Origin of the sequence: Paracoccus sp. PAR01 (assembly GCF_014851995.1) — a bacterium.
Classification (GTDB): domain Bacteria; phylum Pseudomonadota; class Alphaproteobacteria; order Rhodobacterales; family Rhodobacteraceae; genus Paracoccus; species Paracoccus litorisediminis.
Map to the genome: position 1 here is coordinate 30,347 of NZ_JACVAW010000016.1, position 12,316 is coordinate 42,662.

Here is a 12,316-nt window from a genome sequence, read left to right on the forward strand (position 1 = left end):
TCAGGTCGTTCCCTTCAGAACCAAAGCGCGCTCGGCGCGCTTGAAACCGGATTGGCTGACAAAGGTGATGGCAAGATAGACCACTCCGGCGACAAGATAGAAGATGAAGGGATTGCGGGTCGAACCGGCACCGACAAAAGCGGTGCGCATCAGTTCCTGCAGACCGACGACCGAAATCAGCGCGGTGTCCTTCATCGTCGCCTGCCAGGCGTTGTTGACCCCTGGCGCAGCGATGCGCAGCATCTGCGGCAGGATAATGCGGCGAAATATTCGCGTCCGTGGCATGCCGAGCGCGCGGGCGGCCTCAATATGACCATTGGGGATCGCCGCAAGCGCACCGCGCACCACCTCGGTCGCATAGGATCCGGAGATCGCACCGATGGCAATGATGCCGATCAGGAACGGATAACCGGTTTCCGCCAGTCCGGCCCAGCCAAAGGCCGTGCCGATCCGGGCCACGAATTCGACCGACGAGAAGAACAGCAGATAGATGATCAGCAATTCGGGTACACCGCGCACGACCGTCGTATAGATGTCGACCAGCCAGTTCAGCGGCACCACCCGTGCCCATTTGATCAGGCCACAGGCGATCCCGATCGTCAGACCCAGCAGCATCGCGCCGATCCCGACCAGAATGGTGACCAAGGCACCGCGCAGGATCGCGCCGACCCAGCCACCTTCCCAGAGTTGCATTAGCCCGAAGTGCATTGATTCCGCCTGCCTGAATGGGTGGGGGCGGGAGGGCGGTTTTTGCCCTCCCGGTCGGAAAGGCTCACTTGCAGGTCTGCGAGATGTCCATCTTGAACCATTTCTCGGATGCGGCCTTCATGCTGCCATCCGCGCCCAGATCGCACAGCGCCTGGTTGATCCTCTCCTTCAGCTCGGCCTCATCCTTGCGGATGCCGATGCCAAGGCCGGTGCCAAGTGTCGCGTCCGAGCTGGAGTCGATCACGACATCGACCAGCTGGAAATCCGCGCCGTCGGGCTTGGCGAGAAAATCGTTCTGTGCCGTGACATCCGCGAACGAGGTGTCCAGCCGTCCGCTGGCCAGGTCGATCTGCATCTGGTCCAGCGTATCATAGGTCATCAGCTGAGCGTCCGGCAGGTTCTTTTCGACATAGGCGGCGTGGGTGGTCCCGGCCTGCACCCCGACGCGCATGCCGCCAAGATCCTTCTTCAGCGTGTCCAGATCCTTCGCCCCGGCAAGCTCGGAATCCTTCTTGGCGATGAAGTGGTTCGGGAATTCGCCATAGCTGCGCGAGAAGTCGATCTGCTTCTGGCGCTCATCGGTGATCGACATACCCGAGATGATGATGTCGAAGCGCTTGGCATTCAGCGCCGGGATCAGACCGTCAAAGGCCTGCACGACGAAGCGGCATTTCAGCTGCAGTTTCGCGCAGACCGCGTTGCCAACATCGGCGTCGAAGCCGGTGACGTTGCCATTGGCATCGGCCATCGAGAAGGGTGGATACGCGCCTTCGGTGCCGATGACCAACTCGCCTTCGGCGGCATGGGCGACCGGTCCCAGACCGCAGGCAAGAATGGCAGCAAAAGACAGCAATTTCAGTTTCATTTGTGGTTCCCTTGGTTGGATGACGTCACATTCTTTTCCGTGTGATCGTGCGGTTGCCGCGCAGGACGCGCCGGGCTAGTTGCATCTGGCGAGGAACTGGCTCAGTCGTTCGGAGCGGGGATTGGTGAAGATCTGGTCCGGGCTGCCCTCTTCCTCGACGCGGCCCTGATGCAGGAACTTGATGTGATGCGAGACCTCGCGCGCGAACTGCATCTCATGCGTGACGAGGATCATGGTGTTCCCTTCGTCGGCAAGCTGGCGGATGACGCGCAGGACTTCACCGACAAGCTCGGGGTCCAGCGCCGAGGTCGGTTCGTCCAGCAGGATGACCTTGGGTCGCATGGCCAGCGTCCGGGCGATGGCGGCGCGCTGCTGCTGGCCGCCGGACAGCTGGCCGGGGAACTGCGCATGCTTGTCGCCAAGGCCGACTTTCCTCAGCAACTCATGGGCGCGTTCGCTGGCCTCGGCCTTGCTTTCCTTCAGGACGTGGATCGGGGCTTCGATGATATTGTCCAGCACGGACAGATGCGGCCATAGGTTGAAGCTTTGGAAGACCATGCCGACGCGGGCGCGGATGCGTTCGACTTGCTTCTGATCGGCCGGGACCGCGCCGCCGCCCTTGCCGGGCTTCAGCCGGATTTCCTCGCCATCGATCAGGATGCGGCCGCTTTTGGGCTGCTCAAGCAGGTTGATGCAGCGCAGGAAAGTGGATTTGCCAGACCCTGACGAGCCGATCATCGACACGACCTCGCCCGGCTGCGCGATAAGGCCGACCCCCTTCAGCACCTCCAAGGTGCCATAGCTTTTGTGCAGGTCATGGACCTCGACGGCCGGACGGCCGGATTGCGGCGTGCTGGCCGCGGGCCTTGCCGCGATGGCACGTTTCGGCGTGCTGCCGCCCTTGGCCTCAAGATCGGCCAGCGCGCGGTCGAAATAGGACAGACTGACCGCCAGCACCTGTGTCTGCCATTCCGGGTCCGCAGGAATGAAGGCGTGGCGCAGCCGGTCCTTGATCTGCTGCCCCTGCACTGAGGCGACATCGCCGTGCAGATGCAACCAGTTGTCGGCGCGAACCGCGTCATTTACCTCTTCGCCGGGCAGGGTGCCGCATTCGATCACCAGCGGCAGGACGCGCGCCTGTGGCATCCCCTTGCGCACCGCGTCCGAGACATAGCCCGTCGCGGTCGCCGCGATGCCGGTATCGGTGGTCCTGCCCGCGCCGGTCATTACGGTGGAAATAGCGGGACCGAACAGCGCCTTGCCCCAGTCCAGCCCGGCATGGGCCTCGACCGCGACCGATAGCAGTGCCGGATAGCCATAGGGACCCGCGCCAGTATGCAGGTCGAAGACGACCACGTCATCGGCTCCAAGGGCGAAATCCGTCAGAATGCGGTTCAGCGTCAGGTTCGACCAGACAGAGCCTGTTCCCCCAAAGAACAGCCCGTCGGGATGGGTGTATTGGCCGGCCTCGATGGTCGATGCGAGCCCGGCATAGCCGCCCGCCTGCCGCAAGGCCTGCGAGTAGGCCTGATGCGCGCGGGCCCGGTCAGGGCCGTCCAGATCGGTGAAGGTCAGCGCCGGATACAGCGCGGGATAACCCGGATTTTCGGGCGCTGGCCGCGACCAGTCGATGAAGTTTCGGTTCAGGTCGACATTGTCCTCATTCACGCGACGCGACCATGCCGCGCCCCATGGGTTGATCAGGTGGATCATCAGGACCGCGACATTCTCGGGCAGGTGCCAGGGCGTGTGGCGACGCATCCATGCGACCTGCGCGGCCGAGCCATAGGCGCCCTCGACCCCATGCGTGCCGGAATTGACGACAAGCAGCTTCGTCGCGTTCCGGCTGCCGATCAGAGCCACATCGGTGGCAAGGGCTTCGCCATGCGGGCCGGGCAGGGGGTGGCGGTATTCGGTGATTTCCGCGCCCGCCGCTTTGGCGGCATCAAGGAACTCGGCGCGCATCGTCGCATAATCAAGCGGCATGAAGGCCATGGAGTGGCTCCTTCTTTGGCTGGGCGTCAGAATGGCCTTGCGACATTTCACCTGCTGTTTCGCAGGCTTTCAGGTCGGCGCGGCAATCAGAAAGAGGGTGCAAACGCGCCATCGGCCCTAAAGGTCCAGAACGACGCGTCCGGCGGGACGCGAACAGCAGATCAGCACCTGACCGGGCCGGGGCGGGTCCAGCGGGTCCGAAAAATAATCGACCGAACCTTCGTCTATCCTGCAACTGCAGGTGCTGCAGATCCCCTCGCGACAACTAAAGGCCGGAGCAAGCCCTGCGCCTTCGGCCAATTCAAGGATCGAGGTCGCGGCGTCGCTCCACGGAACCGTCACGCCGGATCGGGCGAATACCACTTCGCTTGCTCCGTCTGCGGGGGCCAAACCCTGCTGGGCCGGTCGTTCAGGCAGGGCACGGGCATCCGGGTCGGTGATGAAGTCCAGCTTCGACAGCGATTGCGGCGCGCGGGTGGGCATTCGGCGATCTGCCTGCACCAGTGGCGCGGGCGTGGCCGCAAGCGCCGCCAGCGATCCGCCCTTGCCGAAGAATTCATAGGCGATCCGCGCCGGCGCGATCCCCAACCCGGTCAGGACCCGCCAAATGGCAACCATGAAGGGCGTCGGCCCGCACAGATAGACCTCATAATCGTCGAGCGGCAAAGTCGATTGCAGCAGGGCGCGATCGATAATCCCCTCAGCATCGAAACGGGCCGCCGCGCGGTCCTGCTCGCTGGGCGCGCGATAGACGTTCAGTGCAGTGATAAGCCCGCCCGAGACGTCGGCAAGTGCCGCAACCTCGTCCCGCAGGGCCTGAACCTCGCCGTTTTCGACGGCATGGATGAACCAGACACGGCGCGAGGTCCGCGCAAGGGAATGCAGCATCGCCAGCAAGGGAGTCAGCCCGACACCGCCCGCCAGCAGCAGGACGGGGCGTTCGCTGGTCTCGTCCAGACAGAAGCTGCCGCGCGGGGCTGCGATCTCGATGACATCGCCTTCGGAAACCCGGTCATGCAGCCAGCCGGAACCCGCGCCCTGCGGCTCGCGCTTGACGCTGATCCGGTGATGATCCCGCCTCTCGGTCGGGCAGGACAGCGAATAGGTGCGCAGCACCGGGCCTTCGGCAAGGGGAATGCGCAGGGTCAGATATTGACCGGGGCGCATGTCCCAAAGCGGGCCGCCATCCGCAGGCGTCAGGTGAAACGAGGTGATGACGCTGCTTTCCGGCAATTTCCGGGCCACCCGGAACCGGCGAAATGCCCCGCCCATGGTCACGCCCGCATCTTTTCGTCGACCATGCGTTCCTCGGCGATCATTGCCTCGAGCTGGCGGCGGAAGCGCAGTTGGCCCGCATCAATGGATAGGTCGATATGGGGAGAGGTCTTGGTGGTCATGCCGACCTGCACCTCGTTCAGCACGGCGCGGTCCTCTTCGAAGGCATGGCGGACGTCCTCGGACATCATCCGCGACAGATCCTCGTCATCGGGGCGGATATTGCGCAGCTGGAACCAGTAATAGCGGGTCTCGGTTTCGGTCGTTGGCGTCATGAAGTTGTAGCTGTCCATGACGAAGGTCTTTTCATCCAGCGTCCCGTCCGGCCCGCCCGTACCCGCGGGGGTGAAGACAGCGCGGATCAGCGCGTGGCTGGGATAGCGCACCTCATAGTGCTGCAACCGGTCGCAGTTTCCATCGAACTCGACAATCTTCTTGTAGAAGGGCGCAGGTTCGACATCCATCATCCAGCGGTGGACAATGACGCCATTGTCGGTGCGCGTCACCTTCAGCGGCGCATCCTTGGTCGCGGCCTGCGCGAAGCTGCTTTCATGCACCCAGGCGACATGGGTCGGGTCCAGAAGATTGTCGCACATCAGCAGGTAGTTGCAATGCAGCTCCATCGCGGCGCCACGATTGATGCCCCAGTCCGGGCTGTCGAAATTCGGGATGTCGATGATGTCATCAGCATCGGCGATGGCCGCGTTGCCCATCCAGATCCAGACAAGGCCGTATTTCTCATGCACCGGATAGGGCCGCACCTTGGCCGCCGAGGGGATGCGCCCGCCACCCGGTGCCCAGACGCATTGACCGGCGCAATCGAATGTCAGGCCATGATAGCCGCATTCGACATTGTCGCCCTTGATCCGGCCCTTGGACAGCGGCAGCTTGCGATGAGGACAGGCATCTTCCAGCGCGATGACTTCGTTCTGGCTGTTGCGATAGACGCAGATCTTTTCACCCAGAACGACGATCTGTTGCAGGCTGTGGGTGACCTCGTGACTCCAGGCCGCAACGTACCAGGCGTTCTTCAGAAACATGGCTGCATCCTTCGTAGCTGTGTTCGGTGAAGCTTAGCGCCGCAGCCGCACAGGATAAGCGCAGAAGGAGTCGACAATCGTTTAGTTTTACTGTTGCGTCTGGTCCCGCAGCGGTTTGGTCACCTGCATCAACCAGTTCAGGAACTGGCGCGCGACGGGCTGATTCAGCGTCGTCTGGCCCCAGCAGACGAAATAGGGATCAGGCAGATAGAGCCGGTCGGGGGATAGCCGCACCAGTCGCCCGGCCATCAGATCATCCTTGGCGAAGGACCACTGCGCCAGCACCGCACCTTGTCCCGCGGTCGCCGCTTCCAGCCCCATCCCCGAGGCGGAATAGACCGCGACATGGCGCAGGGGCGGCGGATCGATCGCAAGCTGCGTCTTGAACCAGTCGCGCCAATGCGGCTCGGTCGTGTATTGGGCACCCCAGTCGATGCCGACCAACGGCAGTCGCGACAACCCTTCGGCAGTGCGGGCTTCGGGGTGGCGGGAGAGGAACTCTGGCGAGGCGGCGGGGAAGCAGTAATCGGTGAAAAGCACACGGGAATGCGTATAACGGCGTCCCACCTCGCCATAAGTCAGACGGAATGTGTGTTCCAGCATATGTGAATCGGGTTCGAGATCCTGCGCGATCAGCCGCAGCGTCGAATCCTGGGCCTCGGCCTGAAAGGCGGGCAACAATGGGTTCAGCCAGCGCTGGAGCAGAGTGGGCAGGCAGGATATGGTCAGTTCCTGTGCCAGACGTTGTTCGGCGATGTAGTCCTGCGCCAGCGCGAAGCGTCCAAATCCCTGCGAAATCAGTTCGTGATAGCCGCGCGCGGCAGGGGTCAGGGCGGCGCGACGGCCGTCCTTGACCAGCAGCACCATGTCCAGGTGCTCCTCAAGCAGGCGCAGTTGCTGGCTGACAGCGCCCGGTGTCACATTCAGTTCCTGCGCCGTCGCGGTGATCGTGCCGAGGCGTCCGAAGACCTCGAAGATCTGCATCGCGCGCAATGGGGGAAGCTGCGCCATGGGACCCCGCTTGCTGGTCATTAGTTTAGCTGGCCTGTCGCACCGGCAAGGCGAACTGATTTGCCCGCCCCGAAGGCCTGCCTATAGCATCGGCGAAGGCTTAGGCAACACGGCGCGACCAGTGGAGGGTCACGCTGTCACCAAGGGGGACGGGCAATGAAGCAGGTCGTCATCATCGGGGCAGGGATCATCGGCGGGGCGATCGCCTATGAAATGGCGAAGGCAGGTTGGGCGGTCACGGTTGTCGACAAGGCCCCCGAGGCTGGCTATGGCTCCACCTCGAGTTCCTCGGCCGTGATCCGCATCAACTATTCGGTCATGGAGACCTGCGCCATGGCCCTGGAGGGCTGGACCTATTGGCGCGACTGGGCCGACTATGTCGATCTACCCGACGAACGCCCGCTCGCGGTCTACAAAGAGACCGGATCGCTGGTGATCTATTCCGGCGAGGGCACCGCAATGACCAAGGTCACCGAGATCATGGACCGGATCGGCGGGGTCTATGATCGCGTCGCGCCCGAGGGCGTCCGCAACTATCTGCCCAAGGCCGACCTGCAATCATATGCTCCGGCCAAGCGCCTTGATCACCCCGACTTCGGGGAGCCGAACCCGGAACAGGTCGGCGGCGCGGTCTTCTTTCATCAGGCGGGCTATGTGAGCGATCCGAAACTGGCCGCACAGAATCTGCAATGGGCGGCCGAGCGCGAGGGCGCGGCGTTCCGCTTTCGCACCAAGGTGCAGGGGATCGAGACAGGGAACGGTCGCATTTCGGGCGTCCGGCTGGAGGACGGGACGGTGTTGCCCGCCGATGTCGTGGTCAATGCGGCTGGGCCATGGTCGGCAGGACTTAACCTTATGGCAGGTATCACCGGCGACATGACCATCCGCAACCGCCCGAACCGTCAGGAGGTCGCCTATATTCCCGGTCCCGCAAATATGGATTATCGCCACGACGGCATCATAATCGCTGATCTGGATGCCGAGTTCTACGCCCGCCCCGACCCGGTCGGCATCTGTGTCGGCTCGACCGATCCGGCCTGCGACGAACATGATTGGATCGAGGACCCGGACGCGCTGGACACCCGCTTCACCGACCAGTGGACGACCATCGTGATGCGTGGGGCGATGCGTTTGCCTGAGATGCGCATTCCCGGTCAGGCAAGCGGGCTGGTGGCGCTTTACGACACTTCGGACGACTGGCTTCCGATCTATGACAGGACCAGCCTGCCCGGCTTCTACGTCGCCTGCGGGACATCCGGGAACCAGTTCAAGATGGCACCCGTCGTGGGAAAATTGATGACTCATCTGATAACGGAATCCGAGGCGGGGCATGATCACGATGCCGAGCCTTTTAGTTTTCAGCTGGAGCGGACCGGCCGCGAGATCAACCTTGGCACCTATAGCCGAAAGCGCAAAATCAACGCCGAGTCGAGTTTCTCGGTCATGGGGTAGTGAGTATTGGAAGCGATCAAATCGGGGGAACTGCGGCACTCAATGGCGGAGCAGCGGGTCAGGCGATATAAGGCTGCGCGTACCCCGCCCATCGTGTCGATCTTGGGTTAATTTCCACCGAGACGTGATCCGGGTTTTCCACCGCGAGGCTCTGAACCACTTTTGCTGTTGTTGAGGGTAAGCTCTCTCCGTTTCATTGGGAGGGACGCGCCATGCCGGGGCGATTTCTACCTGCGAGTCTTGCACCAGAGTTAGTGCCCGAGTTGATGGTGTAATTTCCTCGGCTCTACCAGTGTGATCTGGGGTGGCCATCGCGGCGTAGGATCGAGGTGAAGCTTCAACGCTTCAACCACGGGCCATACGGAGCCCCCGATGACGAAGACCAGCATGGATCTGTCCGAGCTTCTGGCAAAGCACGATCAGGGAGAACTTCTACGCAGCATCGCCGAGGCGGTGTTGCAGTTGATCATGGAAGCCGATGTTGACGGCCTGCTTGGCGCCGGTCGGCACGAACGTAGCGGCGAGCGCACGACCCGTTTGGGGACGTTGAACTTGAAGGTGCCGAAGCTGCGGCAGGGCAGCTATTTCCCCGGTTTTCTTGAAGCCCGCAAAACCTCCGAGCCGGCGCTGGTGGCGGTGATCCAAGAGACCTGGCTCGGCGGAGTATCGACACGCCGCGTCGACGACCTCATCCAGGCCATGGGCCGGGAAATCATCGGCCTTGGCATAGGCCCTTCAGAGGCGGAAATCTTCTGGACTGTTTTCCTGCGTTCTTTGCGCAGCCGAGGTCTCGATGGCGCCAGGCTGGTCATCAGCGACGCCCATGCAGGCCTCAGGGCTGGCATTGCCCATGTGTTAGAAGCGACTTGGCAGCGTCGCAGGGTGCATTGGATGCGCAATGCCTTGACGCATGTCTCCAAGGGTCAGCATACGGTTGTGGCTGCGGTAATCCGCCAGGTTTGCGATCAGCCCGATCGCGTTCATGCCTCCGAGATCTGGGGCAAGGTCGCCAAACAGGTTCGTCCGCGCCGGCCCAAGCTCGCGGACCTGATGGACGAGAGCGAGGATGATATCTTGGCCTACATGACCTTCCCTCGACGGCACCGCACCCCAAATCCCATCGAGCGTCTGAACAAAGGGGTGAAACGACGCGCCGATGTGGTCGGGATCTTTCCGAACGAGGCTTCAATCCTGCACCTCATTGGAGCCGTGCTGTTCGAACAGAACGACGAATGGCAAACGGCCAGCCGCTACATTATGGTCGAGGCCTTCACGCAGATCGAAAAAGAGGAGATCGACCCCATCCTCAGCATCACCACGAAAGGCGCCTGATCATGACCTCCGGCCACCCCGAAATTTACACCGCCTTGACGGACGTGCCTTGCCCCAGAAGGTTTTGCAGTCGTTTTGGTGTAGAGCCAGGAGAGCACGGTCGAGATCTCTCTGCATTCACGGTGGGTTATTGGCTGCTGCCCCGATTGTGGCCAGCCAAGCCGCCGGGTTCAAAGCCGGTATTCTCGCCGCCCATCGGACTTGCCCCTACGAGGCGACGAGATAACGCGGCGGTTGATGGCAATGCCCGGCATCGGTGTGGTGACAGCCTAGATTTTCCAGCACACGATCGATGATCCGTCCCGCTTCCGAAGTGCGGCGACGGTGGGCGCATATTTGGGCCTGACACCGAAGCGAAATAAATCAGGTGAAAAGGACACCACTGGCCATGTTTTCCGACGGGTGACGTCCCTTTGTGCGCCTATCTCTTCGAGGCTGCCAGCGTGTTGCTGCATCGGACAAAAGGCTGGTGCGCGCTGAAGGCCTTGGGGACTTCGATTGGCCAAACGCAATGGCTAAGGTGCAGGTCGCGGTGGCGCGAAAGCTCGCTGTCATCTTGCACTGCATCTGGATCGACGGCACCTCATTCGAATGGGGCAAGGAATCCTGACCCTCAACGCGACTTCGAGATCGCTGGCCTGACGCCAGACCTGTGATGTTCCATCGGGACGGTGGTTGCGGTGACCTCGTTCAATCGGCTGCGGTCTGAAGAACCGTGCTGCGCATGTTGAGGCGTGCGGCCCGAACATCATCATGAGGCCATGACCTCGAATAGGACCATGACCCGGGTAAGGGCTGAAAACAGGATTGACTTGGACCCGCAACTAAAGGGTCGATTGACATGAGATATTTAATGGGATGCTCCAGTGAACTTCACGGGGATTGGATGCGACCAGACGATCAGTCGGCCAGAAGATCGCCCTCGGTCATGCCGATGCCGTCCAGAATGCGGGTTCGCATATAGCGGTCTCGGCTTGGGTATAGGGTTTCGGTGCGCATCTCTGCCTCACCATCATGTAGGCGAAGAAACTGTCCGCCGGCGCCGGGTGTGACCTGCCCCCAATGCGGCACGGTGTTTCCGTTCGGGTCGCCCGTCTTGATGAAATTGGCCAGATAGGTCACGGCCAATTCCTTCATCCGCAGGTCCGGGTCGGTCCAAGGACGCTGGTTGGCGTCATTCTGCCTGACAGAGCCATTGAAATACCAGTTATCGGCGCTGTGATAGGCCCGCCGAAACCCCTGATCCTTCCCGGGTGGCCAATGATCGAAATAGTACAGGTAGACATTGGCATCGGAATGCGCCTTGGCGTGTTCTGCCCCCAGTTTGACATACTGGAACATGTAGTCGTTGAGCATGCGCAACGAGAGGCGGTAAGCTTCGCGCGGATCATCCGTGGCATAGAGCGGGAACACAGCCTCATCGACATTGCCCGCCTGATGCGGGCGGACGGCAGCAAGCATGGCCTTGTGCTGGTTCTCGGTGCTGAGGTCCAGATCATTCGGGCGCAGTCCAGTATATTCGTCCGCCGTCTGTCCGATCATGATATCAAGCCCGTCGAAGTCTCCGGGTTGCAGCAAGTTCACGGAATCCTCGGTGAAGGTATAGCCATCGACCGTGTAGAATTGGTTCGTGGCTACAGCCCCGGCGAGAGCCGAGTAAAGCGATGCCTTGCCATCCTTCCAGGGTGCCAGCCAGGTCTCGGCCGGGATGGCGCGCAGATCCGTCAGGCTCATCTCTTTGTCGAAGGTCTTTGCAATGGCATCACGGTTCTGAGCGGATTTTTCTTCGTATGAGACGACCTTGCCTGGCAGAAAGCCCGTGAAGCTGGACTGGATGAAGGCCCGCTTGAACAATCCCTTTGCCAGCGGGCTGCGCAGCAGCGCAACGGTATTCTCTCCGCCGGCGGATTGTCCGCCGATGGTTACACTGGCGGGGTCACCGCCGAACTGCTCGATATTGCCGCGAATCCATTTCAGCGCATCGACAAGATCCAGAATGCCGAAATTGCCTTTCGGCCCGTCAGGGTTCTCGGCAGCCATGTCCGGCAGTGACAGCCACGCAGGCGCTCCGAGGCGGTATTGGACGGAAACCACGACCACGCCGCGCGCCGCAAGTTCGGCGGGGTAGAGGTCCTGCATTGCACTTGCCCCGACGCGGTTCGCACCGCCATGGATCAGCATATAGACCGGAAGCCTTTGCCCGGTGGTCTCGGCTGGGGTCCAGATCGAAAGGTTCAGTCCGTCATCGGTTGCCGGAGCCGCGCTGAATTCGTTCGGTTGGTCCTGCAGTATCTGGTCACCCCAGTGATCGGCGACCAAAACGTTTGGCCAGGGTGTTACAGGTGGGGCAGGCTTCCAGCGATTTTCTCCGCCGACATTGCCGGCATAGGGAATGCCGAGAAATTGGTTCACGCCAGGAATGTCGCTGCGAACACCTCTGACGGAGCCGCCAGTGACCTGCGCTTCGGCAATAGGCAGTGCCTGAGCAGTGGATGCTGCAAGGATGAATGCGGCAGAAAATACGCCACGACGAGGCCATGCGCCAAGCTGACCGAGCAAGCTTTTGGGGTTCAATTGGGGCTCCTTCGCTGGATGGGCGCTAAGTTTGGTCGATGCCTTGGAAAGGGCAGTTGCCATG

10 protein-coding genes and 1 pseudogene are annotated in these 12,316 nt (G+C 61.7%); 3 read left to right on the top strand and 8 right to left on the bottom strand.

Annotated elements, in window-relative coordinates:
- The 7 genes and pseudogenes from IB235_RS18850 to IB235_RS18875 form a co-directional block, all read right to left on the bottom strand.
- Complete coding sequence (locus IB235_RS18850; protein ID WP_192338020.1) at positions 1–708, bottom strand: ABC transporter permease; 708 nt, start codon at positions 706–708, stop codon at positions 1–3.
- 64 nt (positions 709–772) lie between these two features.
- Positions 773–1,573: a transporter substrate-binding domain-containing protein gene (locus IB235_RS18855; protein ID WP_192338021.1), complete on the bottom strand. Its 801-nt coding sequence runs from the start codon at positions 1,571–1,573 to the stop codon at positions 773–775.
- Between the two features lie 75 nt (positions 1,574–1,648).
- Positions 1,649–2,449 (bottom strand): ABC transporter ATP-binding protein, encoded by an 801-nt coding sequence (locus IB235_RS25255; RefSeq protein WP_370576946.1) that lies wholly within the window; start codon positions 2,447–2,449, stop codon positions 1,649–1,651.
- An 84-nt stretch (positions 2,450–2,533) separates the two neighbouring features.
- Positions 2,534–3,568: pseudogene (locus tag IB235_RS25260) on the bottom strand (DUF2817 domain-containing protein); the annotation flags it as partial.
- A gap of 117 nt (positions 3,569–3,685) precedes the next feature.
- On the bottom strand, positions 3,686–4,840 hold the full coding sequence (locus IB235_RS18865; RefSeq protein ID WP_192338023.1) for a 2Fe-2S iron-sulfur cluster-binding protein: 1,155 nt from the start codon (positions 4,838–4,840) through the stop codon (positions 3,686–3,688).
- Between the two features lie 2 nt (positions 4,841–4,842).
- Positions 4,843–5,883 carry an aromatic ring-hydroxylating dioxygenase subunit alpha gene (locus IB235_RS18870; protein ID WP_192338024.1) on the bottom strand — a complete coding sequence of 347 codons (1,041 nt, stop codon included), beginning with the start codon at positions 5,881–5,883 and terminating at the stop codon, positions 4,843–4,845.
- 87 nt (positions 5,884–5,970) lie between these two features.
- Positions 5,971–6,894, bottom strand: a complete 924-nt coding sequence (locus IB235_RS18875; RefSeq protein WP_192338025.1) for a LysR substrate-binding domain-containing protein — start codon at positions 6,892–6,894, stop codon at positions 5,971–5,973.
- A gap of 156 nt (positions 6,895–7,050) precedes the next feature.
- Here IB235_RS18875 and IB235_RS18880 point away from each other — a divergent pair, with 156 nt between their 5' ends.
- The 3 genes from IB235_RS18880 to IB235_RS25905 all read left to right on the top strand — a co-directional run bounded on the left by IB235_RS18880 (position 7,051) and on the right by IB235_RS25905 (position 10,158).
- Positions 7,051–8,346 (top strand): FAD-binding oxidoreductase, encoded by a 1,296-nt coding sequence (locus tag IB235_RS18880; protein ID WP_192338026.1) that lies wholly within the window; start codon positions 7,051–7,053, stop codon positions 8,344–8,346.
- Between the two features lie 372 nt (positions 8,347–8,718).
- Positions 8,719–9,678 (top strand): transposase, encoded by a 960-nt coding sequence (locus IB235_RS18885; RefSeq protein WP_192338027.1) that lies wholly within the window; start codon positions 8,719–8,721, stop codon positions 9,676–9,678.
- A 288-nt stretch (positions 9,679–9,966) separates the two neighbouring features.
- Positions 9,967–10,158, top strand: a complete 192-nt coding sequence (locus IB235_RS25905; RefSeq protein ID WP_370576947.1) for a transposase — start codon at positions 9,967–9,969, stop codon at positions 10,156–10,158.
- Positions 10,159–10,578: 420 nt separating this feature from the next.
- Here the strand turns inward: IB235_RS25905 and IB235_RS18895 are convergent, their stop codons facing one another.
- Positions 10,579–12,315 carry a carboxylesterase/lipase family protein gene (locus IB235_RS18895; RefSeq protein ID WP_192338028.1) on the bottom strand — a complete coding sequence of 579 codons (1,737 nt, stop codon included), beginning with the start codon at positions 12,313–12,315 and terminating at the stop codon, positions 10,579–10,581.
- Position 12,316: the final 1 nt, after the last annotated feature.